We start from the raw sequence: 22,281 nt of genomic DNA, 5'->3' as shown, positions 1-22,281 counted from the left end.
TAAATATCATCAGTTATCATCAGATAACAAAGGTTTATAAAAATTCCTTTTTTCTAAAACAGGAATAGATTCTGTAAATGTTTGTGAATCTGTTTTTTGTAACATTTCACTCAAGGATGTTAATTTACAATCAATATTATCTAAATACCACAACAAAAGAACTTCTCCTATTTGAGGTTTTTTCGCAGAACCATATTCTAAAAGTCCATGATGAGCAATTAGCATATGTTTTAAAAGCAAAATTTCTTCTTTTGTTTGATAGCCTAACAAATTAGCTTCTACTTCCACATCACAAGCAATCATCACTAAATGTCCTAATAATTTTCCTTCTTTAGTATATTCTTTTTTGTTAAAATCTATTTCTTGAATTTTGGCCATATCGTGCAAAATAATGCCTGCATAAAGTAAATCACTATTTAAAAAAGGATATATGTTTAAAATCGGTTCTGCCATTTTTAACATAGTTAAAGTATGATACCCTAAACCACCATAATAATTATGGTGAATTTTCAAAGCTGCTTTAGAAATTAAAAATTTATTTTTATAACGTAAATATAAATTAGTAGTGACTGTTTTTAAAATATGATTTTTAATTTTATCAAGGTATTTTTCTAAATCAGTTGCAACAACCGCAAAAGAAATAGGAGCACATTCATAAAAACTTTGAAACACTTCGTATAAAGTTTGCATATCCAAACTATCTTGTGCTAAAGTAAATTTTTGATGCATAAAAATTAATTCTGTATTTTTCACTAGGCAAACAGTTTCAAAGCAATATATCTGTCCTAAAATAGGTTTAGGGGAAAGAATGTCTTTATTTAATTTAATATTAACATCGCTTTTATTAGTTAATTGAAGATTAATATTGGCGAAATGATAACCTTGATTTACACTAGTTACTTTTCCTATAAAATAATTAATTTTTCCTGGTTCTTTAATTGGTGCAATAATATTTGGGTTTGTATTCATAATGTCGTTTTCTCTTTTTTTAATTTTAAAAACTTCTTAAAACAAATCATATTAACTTATTTTTTTAATATAATTTGTGATAAAACACATAAGTGCGTCTTTTTGATTAGGTAATTGTTGGTTTAAAACTTTACCAATTAATTCTTTTTTTAAATTTTTTAACAATATAAAGGAATTATTAGGAATTTGTTCAAAAACTTCTTTCAAGCAAATGTTTAAATCAGTAATTTTTTTTAAAGGGAGATGTTTATAAATAGTTTGAAGCTCTTGCATATATATCAAAAAAGAATGGGTCAGCGGGCAAGAATAAGAATTTAAAAGATAATTGATTTTAGCAGCTAATAAACAATTTGCAAGACCATATTGAAATAAATTAAAAGTTAACTCGCATTTTGAGGTTATTTGGTCTTTTAAATGGAGTAACAATTGAAATTGCTTTTTTTTAGCTTTTGGAATAGAGTAAATAGTAAAAATATTTGAATTAAAAGTTAAAGCTATGCTCCAAAAAATACTTTCTGGCAAACTAGTTTCTATTTGAAGTTCTTTGAGGGTACGAGAATTTAAAGATGCAAAAAGAGCAATTATAGCAGTTAAGGAGTTACAAAAGAAATGAGATTTTGTTTGCATCATATTTTGAAAACTAATGTGCCAATAAGGATAAATTATTATTTTTTGTAAATATTCATAAATTCTTTGATAAGAGATCTTAGTCAGTAAATAAGATTGTTGAAACAAGGCTTGTTGAGTGTTGGTTTCTATGCGAAAACCTAATTTAGCCTGGAAATAAAAAGCTCTCATAATTCTTAAAGCGTCTTCTTGAAAACTAATAAAGGGATCTTTGACAGTGCGTAAAATTTTTTGTTCTAAATCTGTTCTACCTGATGCAAAATCAAAAATTTGTCCGTATTCATCCATAAGTAAAGCATTAACAGTGAAATCGCGTCTTAAAAGGTCTTCCTGAATATTTTTGATAAAAACCAGTTTTTCAGGATGACGATGGTCGCGATATTCACCTTCTTTGCGATAAGTAGTAATTTCAAAGGTGTTACTTCCTATTACAAGTTTCATACTACCATAAGATACAATTGGTTTTTGTTGTGGGAAAAGCTGAATGATTTGATATGGTAGGGCATTGGTGGTAAGATCGATATCAAAATTAATAGGAGCATTTAATAAATAATCTCTGACCACACCGCCAACCATAAAAGCTTCAAATCCTTGGTTTTTTAATTTTTTGATAATAGTTTGAGCTATTTTAATTTTTGCACATTGATTTAATTGTAGCATATTTTAATTTATCTTTCTTTTAAAAGATAGGAAGGGGATGAATGAGAGGAGGAGAGGGAGAGAAGAGAGGAGTGACTTTGAAAAGATGATTTCCTTTTTTGATTTTTTTCATTTAAAGTGTTTATCAAACTATTATCATTAAAGACAAAAACGATTGTAAAATGTAAACGGCGCAAGCAAAGCAAATGGAAAAAGGAGAAAAAACAAAAAGACCATCAAATGATGATCTAAATAATAATTGTAAATAATTTTTATGTTTTTTGAAAACCATCTTTTTGTCTTAATTTTTGAAAAAAGTGTTTTAAAAGATCTGAGCTTTCTTGAGCCAAAAAACCTGATTTAGCAATAACTTTATAAGAAGAAAAAATACTTAAAGAAGAACACATGTTTTCCATAGAGTTTGTTTTAAAATCACTAGCTCCATAATATAACTTTTTAACTCCTGCTTGGATTAAAGCGCCAATGCACATTAAGCAAGGTTCTAAAGTAACATAAACTGAAATGTCATTTAAACGACGAGTCTTTAATTTTTTATTAGCTTTAATAAGGGCTAAAAATTCAGCGTGACCAAAAAAAAAGTTTTTTTGATGACGATTATTATGAGCACGAGCAATAATTTTATCATTTAAAACTACTACCGCTCCTACAGGAACCTCTTCTTTTAAATAAGCCTTGCGGGCCTCTTGCAAAGCAGCTTTCATAAAGAAAATATTTTTGCTTTGGTTTTCCATAAAGAATCAAAACACATCCAATTTTTTAAGCTTTTTTGTTTTTTATAAAGCGATAATGGTTTTATCTACATCCAATAAACTATGATATTGACGAGCACGAGGCTCATGGGATTCTCTGGCCCCTACCAAGATAATAGGATCACTACTTTTAGCTGGTTGGCCATCAATTAATCTTTGAGTTTTAGTAGCTGGTTTACCACTAATAGCACAAACTGCTGTCAATTTAGTAACCTTTTCAGCCAAAGCTAATAAATAAGGGATAGGTCCAAAAGGTTTTCTTCTGAAATCTAAATCTAAACCTGATATAATAACTTGAATATTACGATTAGCTAAATAATCGGCAATAACCACAATATCATTATCTAAAAATTGAGCTTCATCGACGATAACTACATCAGTTTTTGCATTAATAAAATGAAGAATTTCGCTACTTTTATCAATTAAAATAGCAGGAATAGTATTAAAGTTATGAGATACTATTTCTTCTTTAACAGAATAACGATTATCTATACGAGGTTTAAAGGATAAAATATTTTGATTAAGTTGTTGAGCACGTTGACTACGTTTTATAAGTGTTTCTGTTTTTCCTGCAAACATTGGGCCGCAAATAACTTCAATAAACCCTTGTTTTTCTTGAGTCATTATATTTTAATTCCTTTATAAATTTGAAAAGTAACTAAATTAAGATAAATTTTCAGGTCATTTAATTAATTATGTCGACTAGAATCCTCATCAGTATCGGTATTATTTACTTTTTTTAGATTTTACGCCGTAACGTTTATTGAATTTATCAATTGGACCTGCTGCTACCACAAAAGTTTGAGCTCCGGTGTAAAAAGGATGACAATTAGAACAAGTTTCTATTTTAATACTTGCAACCGTTGTCCCAATAAGGTGTTTTTGTTGACAAGTGGCGCAAGAAATTTCAACTTTTTGAAATTGAGGATGAATCTTAGCTTTCATATGGTTACAAATGCTCCTTGTTTTTTTAATTATAATTTAAAAATATATATAAAATGATATAATATTGTTTTAGAAAAAAAGCAAGAAATGTCATCAAGCTCTTTGTAATTTGAGTTTTTTTAAAGCACGAGCGGAAATTTTTACTTTTTGGACCTTTCCTTTTTCATCAATAATACGAACATTTTGTAAATTAGATTTCCAAATTCTTTTGGTAGCATTCATGGCATGGCTACGACGATTACCAAAAAGAGTAGTTTTACCAGTAATATAACATTTACTCATTTGTTTATCTCCTTTGTTAATATTTACATATTTATTTTACATATACTCTAATTATAACATAAATAATAAATCTATGGATAAAAATATATTTTTTGTTTTGTACTTTTTTATTTATGCTTTTTTTATTTATGCTTTTTTTGTATATGCTTTTTTACATTTTTAATAATTTTATTTAATGCCTTTGTTATTGCTGATGTTGTTAATATTTTTTTCAAACACACAATTTTAAAAATTTGATATTTAAAAGATAACCAAATAAAACAGCCATTCCTAAAATAAAAATTAATTAATGATAAATATCTCGCCTATCCCAAAATAAACAACCACACAACTTAAAGATTGCATCCCGCATCTCACATATCTTACTTTTATTTTTTTGTTGTAACAGTGCCAAATTAAAATATGTTATAATTAAAAAGAGGTTTTTATTATGATCATTTATTAGTGGCTTATTTGTTGGTATAAACATCAATAGCGCAAATGAAAGCAAATGCAAATAAAGAAATCTTTTAAAATCGTCAATAATGAAAGAATAGCAATAACATATTATATCAACTTGATTTGAAATAATTAAAAAAGAAAAAATTAAAAAAACTAATTATTAAAAAATTTCAAAGAAAGACTAAAACTATGAAACAAAAAGAAATGATTAAAAACATCGATGGTCAATTATTTAAAAACATGATTATCAATGGAGCTATCAATTTACAAAACAATTACCATCAAATTGATAATTTAAACGTTTTCCCGGTTCCAGATAGAGATACAGGAACCAACATGAAAATTACTATGATGTCGGGAGTAAAAGCAATTCAAAATTTAACAACTGATTCCATAGTAGAAGTTTCACAAACCTTATCCAAAGCTTTATTAATGGGAGCTAAGGGTAATTCAGGAGTTATTTTATCGCAGTTTTTTGCAGGAATGGCAGCTACTTTTATTCACTTACAAAAAAAAACCATTAATTTAGCAGAGTTTGTGCAATCACTTGAAAATGGTTATCAAAAAGCTTATCAAGCTATTATTAAACCTACCGAAGGAACTATTTTAACCGTCTTTCGCGAAGCAACCAAAGAAACAGTCAAACACGCCAACCAATTTCAAACTATTACCGACGTAATCGCTAATTTTTTAGCAAATGCTCAAAATACATTAACTCAAACAACTGATTTATTACCTGTTTTAAAACAAGCTGGAGTTGTTGACAGTGGTGGTGCTGGCTTTGTGGAAATTTTAAAAGGGGTTTTACGCTTTTTGCAAGAAGGCAAAAACATAGAAATGCAAGATCATACTTCCAGTAAACATGAAACTGCTCACCACATTAAACACTTAGGACAAATGGATATTAAATATACCTATTGCACAGAATATATATTTAAATTAAAAAATAGCGATCAAATAGATATGGAGCAATTAAAAAGTTTTTTTTTAAAAAAAGGTGATTCTTTAGTTTTGGTACAAGATCACGAAGTTTTAAAAATTCATATTCACACCAATAAGCCAGGAAATATTTTAGAAAAACTTTTAGAATATGGCGATTTACAAACTAGCAAAATCGATAACATGAAAGAACAGCATCATCAAGTCCTTCATGAAAAAAGCAATATATTAAATCAAACCACCCCTTCAGAATCAAAAAATGGCATCTTAACGCAAGAACAACAAGAAAATAAATACTATTTGATTGCCTTTGTCAAAAATTCCAAAACAAAACAACTATTAGAAGAATTTCAAGTAAACCAAATTATTAAACAACAAGACTTTTCCAAAACAACTTTAGTTAATTTAGTTAACCAAAACAAAGCACCATATATCGTTGTATTCCCTAATAGCGATGACATCTTGGCTACTTTAACCCAAGACCAAATCAAGACCTCAAAAGAACAACAACAAATCATTATTTTACCAACTAAAAATATTGCTCAAACTCACAGCGTTCTTTTAGCTTTTGATCAATCATTGACTTGGGATCAAAATTATCAAAATATTAAAGCTACTCTTAAAAACATGAAAACTGGTAAAATTATTGCAGCTGGCAATATGCACAAACAAACCCAAATAAATAATCAAAATCAGATCACAAATATCAATGAAAAAGATTATGTATCTATTTATGAAAATAAAGTTATATCAACAAACCCAAATAAATACGAAGCTATTAGCGAACTTTTACAAAAAATGATTACACCTGATCATACTTTTTTAACTATTTTTTATAATACCGCCATCACTGATCCTCAAGAATTAGAAAAAATAAAAAAATATTTAAACCAAACATATGATTTTATAGAAGTAGAAACTATCGAAAATGATCATGATAGCGATCCTTATCTTGTATCTTTAGAATAAATATATCTTTAAACTTTAAATAAAGATGATCATACAAACATCATCTTTATCTTTTTTGCGGGTATGACGGAATGGTAGACGTGCATGTTTGAGGGACATGTGAGATATTTCTCGTATGAGTTCAAATCTCATTATCCGCACCATTTTTAATTTCAACAACTTTTAATTTAATAAACTTAACACTTATATAAATAAGAGCAATCTTTTGTTATGCAAAAGATTGCTCTTATTTATATATTTAATAACATTATATTAACTAATCATTTAAAAACACAATAGAACAAAACAAATGGTTTAACAAAAAAATCTCATATGTTTATAAATTAATATAATATTATTAATTTTTTATTTGGAGCGGGTGAGGAGAATCGAACTCCCGTCTCATGCTTGGCAAGCACGTGTAATAACCACTATACAACACCCACATTTAAAGTAGCTACTGTTTTTGGTGCCCTTAACAAGAATTGAACTTGTATTTCAGCATTACCATTGCTACGTTCTGCCATTAAACTATAAGGGCTTAACATTTCTTATTATAACATAATTTTGATCATTATCTCAAATTATCTTTTTTTTCATAAAAAAATAATATTATTTATGATATTTACGATATCTTCATAAAAATAAACACAATAAGAAAAAAAGTAAGCAAAAAAGATTGACTCAGAAAATAAATAAGTTATAATAGATATTAGGTTGTAAAACCGAAATATTTTCAAAAAGGAGTATTAGTAATAATGCAAGAAACAAAACAACAAGGAACATGCAGATGGTTTTCCAAAGATAAAGGTTATGGTTTTATTTGTTCATCTGATGAAAAAGATATTTTTGTGCACTATAGTTCTATTCAAACAGAAATTTATGGACGCAAAGTATTAAACGAAGGCGATAAAGTTGAATTTAACGTTAAAGAAGGCAAACAAGGCATTCAAGCAGTAGATGTTGTCGTTATCAACGAATAAATATAATAACACACTCACAAAAAAAGGATTTGAATCCTTTTTTTGTTATGTCAAATTATATCAAATATACTAAAAAAACATGGCTTTTATCGCTTCAAATTTAACTTATATAACTTTTTTATTGATTTCCCACTTAAAATTAGTTAAAATAAAAGTATGGGGATGTTTTGGATTTGCCAAAGTCATTAAAATTTATATAGCATATCTTGGTTACGCAAGTAAAAACGTCGAGGTTAAAATAACCGGAAAAAATACAAACACAATTGGTGTAGATTCAAGCACAGAACAAAACGTATATAGTTATGTTCCTGCTTCTTACAGCAATTATTCTTCAACTCTTGCTTGTTATTAATTAAATAAAGCAAAACCTAAACTTAAATTAGCTTAAGGTTTAAGTTAGAATAACAAAAGTAAGCTTGCTCAAATGGTTTGTCTTTGGCTTTTTGTTGCAAAATTAACAAAGACTCGTAGTTTATATTTTTGTCTATTTCGCAATAAATTATCAAATATTTAAAATAGACTAAATATGTAGAATATATAAATGAAAATGATTTTGTACATGGGTTCGACTCCCATCATCTCCACCAAAAAATTTCTAAAAATATAAAAACTCGATTGTTTTTCCTAAAAAGAATTTTTTTAATACAAATGCAAATTAAGAAGTTTCTTTTTTGGAAAAATCATAAAATCGGGTTAACTCGTTAATTTGAGTAATAATTTTAGCAACTTTAATATAATTACTATCCGCTATATTATTGGATAAATGTTTTTCTAATTGCAAAAAATTATAATTACTACTAATAAAAATAGGTAGTTTGTTTTCGGATCGATAATGTAAAAGAGGCAACAATATTTCATCGCGAAACCAAGAATTCATATTTTCTGCTCCTAAATCATCTAAAATTAAACAATCAACTTTTTTTAATTGTTGAAACCTAGTTTCTAATGAATTATTATGAAAAAAACTCTTAAATTTACGAGTTAAATTAGGCATAAAAAGAAACATAACAGGAATTTGTTTTTTTAACAATTCATTAGCCAACACTTTTAAAAAAAAAGTTTTTCCAATTTTAAAAAAACCATAAAGATAAAAACCTTTTTCAGCAGTTACAAAATTTTTAATAATTTTTTGCATAGCTTGTGATACTTTTTTTTTATTTTCATTATCAACTATTAATTTATTAAACGAATATTGATCTAAATTACATTCACCTTCAAATAAAGCGTTTTGGCTTTGCCAATATTCTTGAAATTGCATTTTTTTAGATTTTTCGGTAGGAACCCAAACAACTCTTGTAAAAGGAGTTGTTTTTAATTCTTGACGATACCCATATTCATTAGCTTTTTGATTATTTTGTAAATAATAATAATAAGTTAATAAATCTTCATCAGCGATATTTAAATTTTTATTATTTTCATCTTGAGCAATCATTTTTCTTATTTGTTTTTTGATGTCTTCTAAATTCATTATTTATCACTCCTTTTAAATTGATATTGCTTGTATCCATTTTTAAATCAGATAAAATTTAATCATATTATCTTAATTCAATGAATTGTTTTTCTTCAAACAAATATCCCGGTCACAACATAACACAACACGCAACACAAAACCTACTTTTAACCGTTACTACATTAATTCTTATATTTTATTTTTATAAGTTGTAACAATATCACAACAAAAATTTACCAAATCATGATTGCCAATTTTTTTTCATATTATCTATCCACTTAGGTTTATTAGATGATTTTTTAAGATCAGATTGATTTTGTACTTTATTTTCAACCAAAAAATCATAGGCTGTTTCTGTATCTATAATTCCTTTATAAGCCCATGATTGCAATGTTTTTTCTAAATAAACCACAGAAGGTAAAATCCCTTCGCGATACCTTAAAATATAAATTAATAAAGCGTTAACCAATCCTAATTCTAAATCATTTCTTTCCAATAATTGAAAAACTGTATCACTTGCCATAGATTGAATGTTTTTTTGACAATAATCTTTAATAATTCTTTGTGTTGAATTCGCTTTTTTTAAAAAAGAAATCATTTCTTGGTCATCATTTCCTATTTTACGAGAAGACACAATTTTTTGATCAGAATTACTTTGATGGTTGTTTTTTTTCACATTCAAACGTAATTTTAATAAATCAATGTCATTTGCATTAAGAAAAGTTTTTTGATACATATCAGCCATTTTTTTAGGAGTTAAATTATACACTAAACTTAATTTTTGAATAAAATCAATTGTTTTCCATTCAATTAAAAAAGGTTTTTTAAATCGTTCAGGAAGGTGTTTCAAAAAAAGTTCATAATCAAAATTAGTTTTTAACACCATTTTTGGAGAATTGCTCATATTTTCATTTTTATTTAACAAAGATTGATTAAAATTAATTTTTTGAAATTGATAAACATCAGTAAAATTTTTACTTATATCTTTAAAACCTTCTAAATTGCCATTTTCGGGTAAAAAATGATTTTGTAATTTAAAATAATGTTTTTCACCAATTTCGCTTAATAAAAAATCACTTAAAAGCGGATCTTGTAAGAAATCTTGAAATTTATAAGGAGCGATTAAAAAATAAATTTTGGATTTTTTATTTTGATTAGCACCAGCATCTTGACTTTGATAAGTAGATAGCAAACGTAATGCTTCCAGTTTTGTTTGCGCTTCATAAAAAACATTTTCCGAAATGTTTCCAAGATCAAATAAAAACTGATGTTGATATTCATAATGATTTTTTAAAGATAATAAAATATTATAAATACCTAAAGCTTGAGGCCCTATTAACGGTTGATAAAGCAAATTTAAAGCTCTTTGTTCTTCTAATGTTAAAAAGATTTGATTTTGAATTTGAAACAAATGCAAACGACTAGACATAACTACCTCTTTTAAAAAATTAATAAATACATGGAATTAGATATCTAATTCTTGTAATAAATATTGAATAAATTGACATTAGCAATTCGATAGATTTCATAATAAATTGTTGTTTTAAAAATTTTAATTTTAAAAATTCAAAAATTAATGAAGTGAATTTTTTTGACACAAAGGACAAAGATAAGTTCCTCTACCGCCAACTTTAATTTTCATAATTTTAGTATCACAACGACTACAAAGCTGATCTTTTTTACCATGAACTAAAAGGCAATTTTGAAAATATCCTTGTGACCCTTGTTGAGCTTCAAAAGTGCTAATAGTGGTCCCCCCTAATTTAATAGCTTTTCTTAAAACTCTTTGAGCAATTATTAAGATATTTTTAGTTTGTTTTAAAGTTAAAGAATTAGCTTTAAATTCAGGATGTAATTTGGCTAAAAATAAGATTTCATTGACATAAATATTGCCTAATCCAGAAATTATTTTTTGATTTAGCAAAACTTTTTTTAAAACACTCTTGGTTTTTAAAATTCTTTGATAAAAAGTATGTATATCAATTTCAAAAGGATCTAAAGCTAGTTGATGGAGAGTGGTCTGAGTTAAAAAATTATTTTGATGACAAACTTCAAACCTTCCAAATTTACGAAAATCATAATATCTTAAGGAAGTGTTGTCATTTAAGATTAAAGCAAAGTGTTCGTGTTTGTCATGTTGAGTTTGAATAGGTTGTATAAATAATTTCCCTTCCATTCTCAAATGACCAATTAAAATCAATTCTTGTGTTAAAAAAAATAATAAGAATTTCCCTTTTCTTTGGATATCTAAAATAATTTGTCCTTCGATTTGCTTAAATGTATCCTTATTTTTAACAATAGGTTCATAAAATACTTTAGTTGCAATAATTTTTTTACCTTGCAACTTATTTTTTAAAATACGCACAATAACTTCCACTTCAGGCAATTCTGGCATAATCATTAATTCCTTGTTTTCCTTGTTTTTCAATATTTATTAGATAACATTTGTTTAAAATTAAAAACAATATCAAAAAAACAAAAGCGCAACCAATAAAATTATTAAAAATGTTAACTTTTTTTTAAATTATGGTTTAAATGTAATTTAATATCTAAAAAATAGTTATAATATTGAGAAACTAATGGCATATTATTTTGACAATATTTAAGCAAAAAAGAATAAGTAATTGGGGGGTCATCAGAAAAATTTAAATAATTTACTTTTGTATCACCCAAACTACCATTATTTTTAGTTAAATAACGAAATGATTGCAATATAACTATTTTATGAACATCTAACATGTTTTCCTGCAAAAAAAAATATAATATTGATAAACCATGATCTTTTGTTGTGGGGGAAAAGGGAAGTTTGAAAAAAACTTTTCTTTTTAATAGTGTTTCTAAATATTTATTTTGATTAATTTGTTCCAATAAACACTTAACATATGCCCATATTTCGCTATCAACATGTAAATATTGATTCACCAACATTTGGGATTCTGTTTCAGCAATATTTAACTCTTGAGATAAATGAAAAGTGATATCGCAATTATCATGATTAGTTTGATTGCTTGTGTGATGCATCAAATCTGAATTATTATTAGGGATTGAAGTTTCATTGATGCCAAAAAAACGTAATTTATCCTGATTTGACCCTTGAAGATCAACATTTTGAAAAAAAGCTTTAATCTTTTGAATATTACCTAAAGTAGCTAATGTTTTTAATAGTATATGAGGCATTAGGAAAAGATATGAAGTATTTTTTTGCACTAAATCATTGATAAAACGTGTACCTGATATATAATAACACTGTTGAAACAAAAAAGATTCGAATAAATCATTTTGTCTGGGTGTGGATTTAGATGCAAATGACTTTTTTACATGAGTTGCCATCTTTTGAGGAATCGCTTGTTTTAAAATAGTTTGATATTCTAAATTAGCTAAAAGATTAGATAAAGGGAGCTCTATTTCTTGAAATAAAAACAATTGATTTTGTAATTTTAATTGATGATAAACATTTTCTTTAGTTTTTGCTATAACAAAAGCTTTTAAAGACACGCTTTCTTCTAATTGAGCAACTTTATTTAATAATTGCTTACAATAATTAGTATTATTTAAGTTATCTATTTGAGCAACCACATTAATAAAATCCAGTTTTTCCAAGGAAGAAAGTAGATAAATAGCTGATAATAAATCAAAAATAACACCAGCAATTTGTTGTTGTTGAAAAAATAAAAACAACTGTACTTTATGATAGTTAAAAATATGTTTTAAATGATGTTCATCCTTTAAATAAGTAAGAAAAAGATGATTGTTTAAAGCTATATTGGGTTCTAAATAAAAATTATTAATGCCATCAGAAAAGCCAATTCCTAAAAGCGAACTTGGAGAAGTTAGATTGTTGGTTGTGATGGTATCAAAATCAAAATAGCAAGACCAGCTTTGTGAAGGGGTAATGCGTGCCATCAGATTATTTAAACTAGCATCATCCTTAATGATTTCATACCCAAAATCATTTTGATTATGATAAGAATTTGAATTGATTGCAGATGAGGGGGGCATCATCGGATCTTCTTGTTCAAAACGAACATATTTAGTAATAGCTAATCTTCGAAAATCCATTTCTTCATAAAAGTTTTTAAGTTGATTGTAAGACGCTTGTTGCATTTGAGTTTCTAAATATGTAAAGGGTAAGGGGACCAAAGTATCAATGGTTGTTAGTTGTTTACTAATATTTAAAACAGCCATACTATTATTAATTTTAGTTTTTAAAGCAGGTTTAATTTGTTCTAAACATTTGATTAAATTATCTAAATTATTATAAGTTTGAAGTAGTTTTTGCGCTGTTTTAGGGCCGATTCCCGCCACTCCTTTAATATTATCAGAAGCATCTCCTACTAAACTTTTATAATCAATCATTTGACCTTCTTTCAGTCCATATTCTTCTAATAAAGTTTGTGGTCGGTAATATTTAATCTCTCTTAATCCTTTTTTAATTAAACAAACAGTAATTTGTGAATCTACTAATTGCAATAAATCCTGATCACTTGAATAAATCAAGACTTTGATGTTATTAAGACTAGCTGATTTGGCTAAAGTGCCAATAATATCATCAGCTTCATATTCATCTTGAAAATGATGCTTAACTCCAATTAAAGTTAAATATTGTTTAATTAAAGGAATTTGACTAATTAATTCTAAAGGCGTAGGAGGTCTTCCTTTTTTATAATCATCATATATTTGATGTCTTTTGGTAGGTTTATGAGTGTCAAAAGCTACTAATATATAACCTTTAGTTTCTTGCAAAATTTTTTCAAACATTTTAATAAAGGCTAAAAGAGCATTAGTATAAACGCCTTTTTTATTTTGTAACATTTTTTTACCATTATTAGCCGTTGCATGATAGGCTCTAAACATTAACGAATTGCCATCAACTAAAACTAAATGTTTCATATTTATTTCTCCTATTGCCATCATTCATTAAGTATTTTGTGTGGCGCAACCAAGCCAAAAAATTAATGTCTTAATAATTCAAGGTTGAAGTTAACATAAAAAAAAGAAAGTTTCAAAAACTTTCTTAAAATACCTTGTTTAAATTTATTTTTATTTTGGTGAAATAATATTTTTTCTCGACACAAGAAAGTTATTATTAAATTAAAATTATTGATACCTATAAACGTCTTTTTTAAAAATATCAATTTTTTCACAATTATTGTAAATTATTAAAAAAAGATAAAGGGTCATTTTGTAATTTTGACACATCTTCATCATCAAATTTTTTCATTTGTTTAGCCATTTTTTTTTGTTGTTCCAAAACATTAATTAACTGACTAACATCACTTAACTTATTACCAGAACCTGAAGCAATTCTTAATCTTCTTCGACTACTTGAAGCAATTAATTGTGGATTTTTCTTTTCTGCCAAAGTCATACTTTGAATTAAAACTTCAAATTTTTTTAACCCTTCATCATTAAGACTTGACGAAAAATGCTTCATTTTGCCCCCTAATCCAGGAATAAAATTTAAAATTTTACTAAAAGAACCCATTTTTTTTAAAGTTTTTAATTGTTTTTGAAAATCATAATAATTATAACTATCCTCAAAAAATCTATCTACCATTTTTTTACCTTGATCAGGGTCAATTTTGTCTGTAACTGTTTCAATTAAGGTCAAAATATCTCCCATACCCAAAATTCTAGAAGCCATTCTATCAGGATTAAACTGCTCTAAAAAATCAATAGTTTCAGAAGATGAAGTAAATTTTAAAGGGAGTTGTGTCATAGTTCTTACAGATAAAGCGGCTCCTCCTTTGATATCAGCGTCCATCTTCGTTAAAATGACCCCTGTAGCACCCACTTGTTGATGAAAAGATTGCGCATTTTCAGCTGATTGTTGTCCTGAAAGAGCATCTATGATTAATAAAACTTCAGAAGGTTGGCATTGGGATTTGATTTGTTGTAACTCTTGCATCATTCTCTCATCTATAGTTAAACGCCCTGCAGTATCAATAATAGCAGCATCATACCTTTGATTTTTGGCATATCGCAAACCTTCTTCAACAATTTCACTCACAGAAGGATTAGCAGAATCTTCTTTTGAAAAAACATCGATATTAATTTGTTTCCCAATGGTTTTTAGTTGTTCTATGGCTCCTGGACGATAAATATCACAAGCAATTAATAAAACTTTTTTATGATTTTTTTTTCTTAACCAAAGAGCCAACTTTCCTGCTGTAGTTGTTTTTCCACTACCTTGTAATCCAATTAACATCATAGTAGTTAAGTGAGGTTCAGGCATTAATGATAAATCAACACGAGTGGCTCCTAAAATTTTCGTTAAAGTTTCATTAATGATTTTAATAATTTGTTCTTTCGGTTTTAAACCTTTTAAAACTTCTTGTTTTAAACTTTTTTGATAAATAATATCATGAAATTTATCAACAACTTTCAAATGCACATCTGCCTCTATTAAAGACAAACGAATATCTTTCATAATGATTTCAATATCTTGAGGTTCAATTATTTTTTTACCACTAATTTTATTAATGATTTTTTGTAATCCATCTCCTAATATACTCATTTAAAATGTTCGACCTCCTTGTGAGTTTTTAATCATTTCCGTTTAAATTTAAAATGGCAAAATCAAATTATAATTAATATTTTTAATTGTTGATTGCGCTTGTGCTTTATTATGAGGTGCAACTGAAAAAGACGACCAAAATTTTCAAATAAATGTTAGTTTTTTTCGTAAAATCATTATTTTCAACCCTAAAGCAAATATGATTTAGGGAAAAAATTTTCAAATAAATGAAAAAGATAATTTTGAATCTCAAAATCAATAAGGTCTTCGGGTTTTTCTCCTAATCCAATATATTTAATGGGCAAATTATATAAATATTTAATTGAAAAAACCATTCCTCCTTTAGAAGTGCCATCTAATTTAGTCAAAATAGCCCCTGTCAAGGGAACTGCTTCATTAAACAAAGCCACTTGATTAAGAGCATTTTGCCCTGTAGTAGCATCTAAAACTAATAAAGACTGCAAATTTTCTAAAGGCAAATGTTTTAAAACAACCCTACGAATTTTAGCAAGCTCTTGCATTAAATTCGTTTTATTTTGTAATCGACCAGCAGTATCACACAAAACTACATCATATTTTTCGTTTTTAGCCAATTGTAACCCTTCAAAAGTAACATTTGAAGGACTAACGACACCATGTTTCGCAAAAACTTCACTTGAAGCACGTTTTCCCCAAATTTGAAGTTGAGCAGTTGCCCCTGCGCGAAAAGTATCTCCCGCAATCAAAAGTACTTTTTTGCCTTCTTTTTTCAACTTAATAGCTATTTTGCCAATAGTTGTGGTTTTCCCAACCCCATTAACTCCTATAAATAAATATACTTGAGGAAATGCGGGATTTGCCATTTTTGGTTCTAAAGTGTTATCAAGATCGCAATTTGAAGCTAGTTTATCGGTGGCAACACCACGACTATTAACACTTTTGGCAAATAATGAATCAGATATTGCACAATTTTCGTATAAATGAAGCATTTGTTCTAAAATAATTGATGGCAATTTCAAAGCATCTTTAATATTTGTTTTTTTCAAATAATCTTTAATAGATTGCATCAAAAAAAGAGTAGTTTTAACACCAAAATCACTTTGAATCAAAATATTTTCTAAAGATTGTAACAAAGATTCTTCAATATTTTTAGTTTCTTTTAAAAGTGTTTGAAAATTAGCGAAATTATTTTTTGTACTTTGGAGACCTAATTGATATTTATATTTATCTTTATTTGGAAAAAATTTTTTTTTCAACCATTTAAACATCTTAAAATCTCCCTTTTATCTTTATTTTATCTATTTAATCGCCAAAATGATATTAAAGGGGATATTGAAAAATAGATACCAAACCAAAAGTATATATATACTCATGAAAAAACTCTACGTCTTTATTATAACTTAAAAAAATGAAAAGAATGAAAAGCGCGATTTTACATACAATTAATTTTCGATTTAACTTATAAGCTAAACTTTTGCTGTATTTTATTATCAAAAATTAATTGCTAATTACAAAATTATTTTTTTGTAACTATCAATTACTTATAGTATAACATAGCATAAACAAAAGTCAACATAAAAAACAATTTTTTTAAAAGAAAAAGAAAACAAGAAAAAGAAATTATTATATATATAACTGTCTTAGACATTATATTAAATATATATAATAATTAATTTTATTTATTATATAATATATCATATCTAGAAATCATTATTATACTAACGTATAAATATACGGTACAATAAATTATGTTGTTTGTCAATACAAAAAAATAAAAAAATGCATTTCTTTTAAATAATTTATTTTATATATAAAAAAACAACACTAAACACCCTCTTTTTTAAAAGAAGGTGAATTGAATATTAATTTATTTTTATGATTTTATGATTTTATGATTTTATGATTTTTTAACAGTTTTTAAATGTTTTTACTTTGTTTTTACAATTTTTCACATTTTTAACCCCATATATAGTTCATATTTTTTTTTAAAACTGCTTTTTTTAACTCTCTTTTATATATTTTTAAAACCTTTTTTCTTTTTTTTATTACTAAACGGACAAGTATAACCACTTTGGATAATTCTATCACGTTTATCGTTGTACTGTTTAATAAAATTATCAGTTATTTTAATTATTCCTAACTGGGTTAAATCTTCTTTATGTTCTAAATGGATTGTATTTAATTTAAATTGACTAAAAAAATTTGCAATATATGGATTGTCCATTGGAGTTCGTGGTCGTGAGAAGCTTTGTTTGATGTTTTTAACTTTTAAAGCCTCTCTGTATTGGTTAGTTTGATATTGTGTACCTCTATCAGAATGTAAAAAGCAACCATCCTCTACCTTTTTTACTCCATTTAAAGTCTTTAAAACAAATTCTTTGTTTTGTTTGCTCCCTAAATTATAACTAACAATTTTTTTGCTATGTAAATCCATGATCGTAGATAAATAAAATAGACTATTCCACCGTCCATATGGTACAGCGGTTATGCCAGTACAATATATTTGCCCCTCTTTCGTTGTTTTTACATTTCCTCGTAATAAGTTTTCTCTCTTTTCTTGTTGTTGTCGTTTCTTTTTCGTTAAATGGGATGTGTTTTGTTTTGTCTTACAAAATAAATTATGATCTTTCATAATTTTTTGAACTTGATATGAGGTTTTGAAAATATTTTTTAATTCCAATTCTCTTACAACAGCACGCCAACCAAAGGTATAAAATTTATCATCTCTTTTATTGGCATAACTAAACTTATCAGAAATTAATTTGATATTAGTAATTAAATCGTGGTCTTGTTCCGGGGTTGTGTTTTCTTTCTTCTGATAATAAAAAGTACTTCTTGCAAGTTGTAAATATTGCATCAATTGAGTAATGTTTATTTTAGCTTTTAATTTTTTAATAGCATTAAATAATACATCTTTATTTTTGTTATCATGATAGTCCTTAATAATTTGTTTTATTTTGGGATCATTAAAATTAATTACCTTTCTTTTAATCCCTTTGACTTTTCTTTTATCATTAAATCCTTTAAAATCATTTTTTTTACTAAGGTTAAACCAATAATAAATATTGTGATGATTGGTAATGTTTAATTGTTTGGCAATCTCTTCCGCATCGCTTCCCCTTTTCCATGCTAAGATTGCTTCCCATTTTACTTTTTCACTATATGTTTGATTATGTTTTGGTCTCACGATCTTTTTCTTTTGTATCAATATTTGGTCCTCTTTCTTGAAAAAATGGTTTTTTTAATTATTTAAGATGGTTTTTTAATTTATTTACCAAAATTTGTTTTTGATTTTCTAACTCATTAATTTTTTTTAAATTGCTGCCATTGATTGTTTTTTAGCCATAATTCCTTTTGGTTGTAATTTAGTTTTTAAAAAATCTTTTTGATGTAATCTTTGTCGCACCTAGACCAAAACATTGGGCTCCAACTAAATATCTAATGAAGTGAATGATAAAAAAAACATACAATTAATTTTAAACTTTCTACCAAAAAAACGACCATTTCCATAAAAACTATTAACTTTATTTTTTAAACAATAACAAAAAAACTAACCAATATTTTCTACAATAGTTCAAAAACACATAATTCCTGGTTCTTTTGGTTTAGCCTCTATCTCTTTGGTTGTTTTTTTTCCAAAAGAATAGAAAAACTGCCAATATTACAGCAAGTATTAAGAAAACATCAGTACCTATTTCATGTTTACTTTCCATTTTTTCCTCCTATTTATTAATTGTTAAATAAAAAGCCATAAAGATAGAACCATGACTAACTATAATCCCTAAAAGCATTGAAATAAAAAAACTTAAAATTGATTTGCTTTTATCATAATATTTAATATAAAACTTTATAGCACCAATTGCATTCATTAATAATACTACTAAATGCAATAACAACATTTTATGAATAAAAGTTAATTCTATCATTTTATTTTTTTTATCCTTTTATATATATTTATACATCAAAACCTGCATCTCTTAGTTCTTGAAGAGTAAAACCTGCATCTCTTAGTTCTTGAAGAGTAAAACCTATTCTTTTTAAGCTTCGTGCTTTATATCCTACTTTTTTTAACCTTTCAGCCGTAAATCCTGCAGTTTTTAGTTCTTGTGCTGTAAATCCTGCATCGCTTAGTTCGTTCGCAACATAACCCGCAACTCCTAGTTCTTGTGCTGTAAATCCTGCATCTTTTAGCTCTTTTGCAGTAAACTTTGAAACTCTTAGATCTCTTAAACTATAACCTATATCTTTTAGGGTTTCAAAAGTACAGCCCGCATCTTTCATTTCTTTTGCAGTATACCCCCCCTCTCTTAAATCTTTAAGAGAATACACAACTTTTAAATCTTTTGCAGCATAAGCATTAGCCTTCTTCTCTTCAAAAACCAAAGCAAGTTGGTCTTCCGAATAACCCGCTTGTTTTGCTTCTTGGTAAGTATAACCCATTTCTTTTAGTTCTTGAAGAGTAAAGCCTGCATCTTTTAGTTCTTGAAAAGAAAAACCTATATATTTGAGATATCTTGCACTACTGCCTAAATTCGTATCTTTTAGTTCTTTTGCAGTATAACCCACAGCTTTCAGCTCTTTTATATCAAAACCTGCTTTGTCGAAACGTTCTAGTTCAAATTCAAGTTCTTGTGCTGTAAATCCTGCAGCTTTTATTTCTTGAAGAGTACAGCCTGCATCTTTTATTCCTTTAAGTGTATATCCAACATCTTTTAGTTCTTTTGCAGTACAGCCTGCAGCTATTAGTTCTTTTACAGTATATCCTACTTCTTTAAGTTCTTTTGCAGTATTTCCTGCTTCTTTAAGTTCTTTCGCTGTACACCCACCAACTTTCAGTTCTTGCGCTGTATATCCAAAACTTTTTAAATTCTTAACTGTATATCCAGCAGCTTTTTGGTCTTGCACTGTATATCCACCATTTTTTAGTTCTTGTGTTGAATAAATTACGTTTCCACCACTAAGTTTTAATTCATTAATTGTATATCCAGCAGCTTTGAAATCCTTAGCTGTATATCCTGCATTTTTTAAGCCTTCAGCTGTATATCTCAAACCCCTTAATTCATCAAGCGTGTATCCAACAGCTTTAAAATCCCTATCCGTATATCTTACATCCGCTAGTTCTTTTACAGTATATCCTGCATCTTTAAATTCTTTAAGAGTATAACCCACATCTTTTAATTCTTTAAGAGTTGCTCCCATCTTTTGATAAACTTTAAAGTTTGGTTGTTTTATTTTATAAAACTTAGTTTCTCCTTCTAAGTTTTCTTCTTTTATTAATTCCTTAGTAATTTTTGTATAGTACTCTTTTGTTTGATTTTCTTTAATTTCACAATAACATTCAAACTTTAATGATTCATTTTCCGAGGTTAATTGACTATTAGTTTGTTTTAATTGTTTAATTTCTTCACGGATTGAACTATTAAGCTTAGTTGCCTCATTTTGAATATCAGTTTGCATTAATAAACGACGTTCCTCGGTTTCTACATGATATTTATAAGCAGCACTTGCTATCCATAAAACACACATTATCAAACTAGCAACTGTTATTAAAAACGGAATAATCTTATAATGTTTACCTTTAAAAGTAAATGTTCTCACAATATTTTATTTTTTTTTCACCTTTCTATTTTTTCTTGAAAAACTCAATATAAGCATTTTTTAGTTCACTTGGTACATAATTCCTGGTTCTTTTGGTTTAGTTTCTATCTCTTTGGTTGTTTTTTTCCAAAAGAATAGAAAAACTGCCAATATTACAGCAAGTATTAAGAAAACATCAGTACCTATTTCATGTTTACTTTCCATTTTTTTATCCTTTTATATATATTTAACATATAAATTATTTTTTATTATATTTAGCATACAATTTTAGAGCATATTGTCTAAGGTTTTCAGCATCCGAGATTTGTTGTGAAGTAAAATTTGAACTTTTATCTTCAAGCAAAGTCCCTATACTTCCCCTTAAGCACCCCTTTAAATCATAAGTCTTTAAACTTTTTATACTCCCATCAAAATTATAAACAAACATTTTCTCTCCTGTTAGTTCGAACTCCCCAAATATGAACTCCCTAAATATTTCAACTTCGCCCCCTTGTCGGAAAATGATATTTTTAACCCGTGTGCCATCTTGGGCGTATTCTTTGACACAAAAAACTTCACCATGATATTGATAACGTATTTCAGTTTTTTTGCCATCCTGACCACGTTCTTGGACGGAAAAAACTCGTCCTCCATGATAATGCACTTCAGTTCTCTTATTTTTAAAAAATCATTCATATCGTCCTCAGAGTTCATGTTTTTCGTTTCAGATTCTATTCTTTTATTAACCTTTGATAATTTCTTTGATATTTTAGAATAATATTGCAATTCTTTATCTGTAATTTCTGATTCTTCTAACTTCTCCTTTATCTCTTTTGGAATTTTTGGCATTGACGGCTTAAAATATTTGTAAGTAAACCAGCCAACAATTGAAACTACAATTAAAAAAACAGCCGCCACCGAAGAAATGATAATTTTTTTCTTTTTGGACATTCGAGAATTCAAATTTGGAGGAAAATTGGGGTTTTGAGGAGGAGAAGATGGAGATTGTTGAAATATTGACATATTTTTATTCCTTTTCTATTTTGATTATTTTATTCTTTACTTCCAATAACTATTTATAAAAAATTACAAAGTAACTATTATTTAAAATTATACACCNAAAAAAAAAAAAAACAAGTTTTATGCTCATATAATCTTGATATCTGAGTATTTTACTTGTTTTTTTACATTTTAATTGAGGATCAAAGAAAACAT

The 22,281-nt window shown here is 27.1% G+C and carries 20 protein-coding genes, 3 tRNA genes and 1 other RNA gene; 4 read left to right on the top strand and 20 right to left on the bottom strand.

Going from position 1 to position 22,281, the window contains the following annotated elements; translation table 11 throughout:
• Positions 1-9 precede the first annotated feature (9 nt).
• The 6 genes from CHTY_RS01910 to rpmB all read right to left on the bottom strand — a co-directional run bounded on the left by CHTY_RS01910 (position 10) and on the right by rpmB (position 4,232).
• The gene (locus CHTY_RS01910) at positions 10-969 is read right to left on the bottom strand and encodes an HD domain-containing protein (RefSeq protein ID WP_203552237.1); all 960 of its coding nucleotides are present in this window, start codon (positions 967-969) and stop codon (positions 10-12) included.
• Positions 970-1,020: 51 nt separating this feature from the next.
• Positions 1,021-2,256, bottom strand: a complete 1,236-nt coding sequence (locus CHTY_RS01905; protein ID WP_203552236.1) for a tRNA nucleotidyltransferase/poly(A) polymerase-related protein — start codon at positions 2,254-2,256, stop codon at positions 1,021-1,023.
• A gap of 251 nt (positions 2,257-2,507) precedes the next feature.
• The gene (locus CHTY_RS01900; protein WP_203552235.1) at positions 2,508-2,987 is read right to left on the bottom strand and encodes a nucleoside deaminase; all 480 of its coding nucleotides are present in this window, start codon (positions 2,985-2,987) and stop codon (positions 2,508-2,510) included.
• 42 nt (positions 2,988-3,029) lie between these two features.
• Positions 3,030-3,629, bottom strand: coding sequence for a thymidine kinase (locus CHTY_RS01895; protein ID WP_203552234.1), 600 nt, complete (start codon positions 3,627-3,629; stop codon positions 3,030-3,032).
• A gap of 102 nt (positions 3,630-3,731) precedes the next feature.
• Complete coding sequence (gene rpmE, locus CHTY_RS01890; protein ID WP_203552233.1) at positions 3,732-3,950, bottom strand: 50S ribosomal protein L31; 219 nt, start codon at positions 3,948-3,950, stop codon at positions 3,732-3,734.
• A gap of 93 nt (positions 3,951-4,043) precedes the next feature.
• Positions 4,044-4,232 carry a 50S ribosomal protein L28 gene (gene rpmB, locus CHTY_RS01885; protein WP_203552232.1) on the bottom strand — a complete coding sequence of 63 codons (189 nt, stop codon included), beginning with the start codon at positions 4,230-4,232 and terminating at the stop codon, positions 4,044-4,046.
• 630 nt (positions 4,233-4,862) lie between these two features.
• Between rpmB and CHTY_RS01880 the strand changes: the two genes are divergently transcribed.
• A complete protein-coding gene (locus tag CHTY_RS01880) occupies positions 4,863-6,581 on the top strand; it encodes a DAK2 domain-containing protein (RefSeq protein WP_203552231.1) in 1,719 nt (572 codons plus the stop codon).
• A gap of 57 nt (positions 6,582-6,638) precedes the next feature.
• A tRNA-Leu gene (locus CHTY_RS01875) sits at positions 6,639-6,724 on the top strand.
• A 207-nt stretch (positions 6,725-6,931) separates the two neighbouring features.
• Here CHTY_RS01875 and CHTY_RS01870 read toward each other — a convergent pair.
• Positions 6,932-7,006, bottom strand: a tRNA-Gly gene (locus tag CHTY_RS01870).
• A gap of 21 nt (positions 7,007-7,027) precedes the next feature.
• Positions 7,028-7,101 (bottom strand) — tRNA-Thr (locus tag CHTY_RS01865).
• 217 nt (positions 7,102-7,318) lie between these two features.
• Here CHTY_RS01865 and CHTY_RS01860 point away from each other — a divergent pair.
• Positions 7,319-7,543: a cold-shock protein gene (locus CHTY_RS01860; RefSeq protein ID WP_203552230.1), complete on the top strand. Its 225-nt coding sequence runs from the start codon at positions 7,319-7,321 to the stop codon at positions 7,541-7,543.
• A 158-nt stretch (positions 7,544-7,701) separates the two neighbouring features.
• Positions 7,702-8,130, top strand: a transfer-messenger RNA (tmRNA) gene (gene ssrA / locus CHTY_RS01855).
• A gap of 68 nt (positions 8,131-8,198) precedes the next feature.
• On the opposite strand, the gene CHTY_RS01850 is transcribed toward ssrA, so the two are convergent.
• The 12 genes from CHTY_RS01850 to CHTY_RS01795 all read right to left on the bottom strand — a co-directional run bounded on the left by CHTY_RS01850 (position 8,199) and on the right by CHTY_RS01795 (position 22,089).
• A complete protein-coding gene (locus CHTY_RS01850) occupies positions 8,199-9,011 on the bottom strand; it encodes an ATP-binding protein (RefSeq protein WP_203552229.1) in 813 nt (270 codons plus the stop codon).
• Positions 9,012-9,234: 223 nt separating this feature from the next.
• Positions 9,235-10,422 carry a replication initiation and membrane attachment family protein gene (locus tag CHTY_RS01845; RefSeq protein WP_203552228.1) on the bottom strand — a complete coding sequence of 396 codons (1,188 nt, stop codon included), beginning with the start codon at positions 10,420-10,422 and terminating at the stop codon, positions 9,235-9,237.
• A gap of 144 nt (positions 10,423-10,566) precedes the next feature.
• The gene (gene mutM / locus CHTY_RS01840) at positions 10,567-11,388 is read right to left on the bottom strand and encodes a DNA-formamidopyrimidine glycosylase (RefSeq protein ID WP_203552259.1); all 822 of its coding nucleotides are present in this window, start codon (positions 11,386-11,388) and stop codon (positions 10,567-10,569) included.
• A 113-nt stretch (positions 11,389-11,501) separates the two neighbouring features.
• Entirely contained in the window at positions 11,502-13,883 is a 2,382-nt protein-coding gene (locus CHTY_RS01835) for a 5'-3' exonuclease H3TH domain-containing protein (protein WP_203552227.1), read from the bottom strand.
• A gap of 256 nt (positions 13,884-14,139) precedes the next feature.
• A complete protein-coding gene (gene ffh, locus CHTY_RS01830; RefSeq protein ID WP_203552226.1) occupies positions 14,140-15,510 on the bottom strand; it encodes a signal recognition particle protein in 1,371 nt (456 codons plus the stop codon).
• A 188-nt stretch (positions 15,511-15,698) separates the two neighbouring features.
• The gene (gene ftsY, locus CHTY_RS01825) at positions 15,699-16,757 is read right to left on the bottom strand and encodes a signal recognition particle-docking protein FtsY (protein ID WP_203552225.1); all 1,059 of its coding nucleotides are present in this window, start codon (positions 16,755-16,757) and stop codon (positions 15,699-15,701) included.
• 743 nt (positions 16,758-17,500) lie between these two features.
• Positions 17,501-18,676, bottom strand: a complete 1,176-nt coding sequence (locus tag CHTY_RS01820) for an IS3 family transposase (protein ID WP_210634604.1) — start codon at positions 18,674-18,676, stop codon at positions 17,501-17,503.
• A gap of 535 nt (positions 18,677-19,211) precedes the next feature.
• Positions 19,212-19,415 (bottom strand): hypothetical protein, encoded by a 204-nt coding sequence (locus CHTY_RS01815; protein WP_203552223.1) that lies wholly within the window; start codon positions 19,413-19,415, stop codon positions 19,212-19,214.
• A gap of 28 nt (positions 19,416-19,443) precedes the next feature.
• Positions 19,444-21,087, bottom strand: coding sequence for a hypothetical protein (locus tag CHTY_RS01810; protein WP_203552222.1), 1,644 nt, complete (start codon positions 21,085-21,087; stop codon positions 19,444-19,446).
• Positions 21,088-21,147: 60 nt separating this feature from the next.
• Entirely contained in the window at positions 21,148-21,291 is a 144-nt protein-coding gene (locus CHTY_RS01805; RefSeq protein ID WP_203552221.1) for a hypothetical protein, read from the bottom strand.
• A gap of 34 nt (positions 21,292-21,325) precedes the next feature.
• Complete coding sequence (locus CHTY_RS01800) at positions 21,326-21,514, bottom strand: hypothetical protein (RefSeq protein WP_203552220.1); 189 nt, start codon at positions 21,512-21,514, stop codon at positions 21,326-21,328.
• 11 nt (positions 21,515-21,525) lie between these two features.
• A complete protein-coding gene (locus CHTY_RS01795) occupies positions 21,526-22,089 on the bottom strand; it encodes a hypothetical protein (protein ID WP_203552219.1) in 564 nt (187 codons plus the stop codon).
• Between the last annotated feature and the right edge of the window lie 192 nt (positions 22,090-22,281).

Source organism: Candidatus Phytoplasma meliae (genome assembly GCF_016876135.2).
The sequence above is the reverse complement of the archived record's forward strand: the minus strand, read 5'-3'. Positions and strand labels throughout refer to the sequence as shown.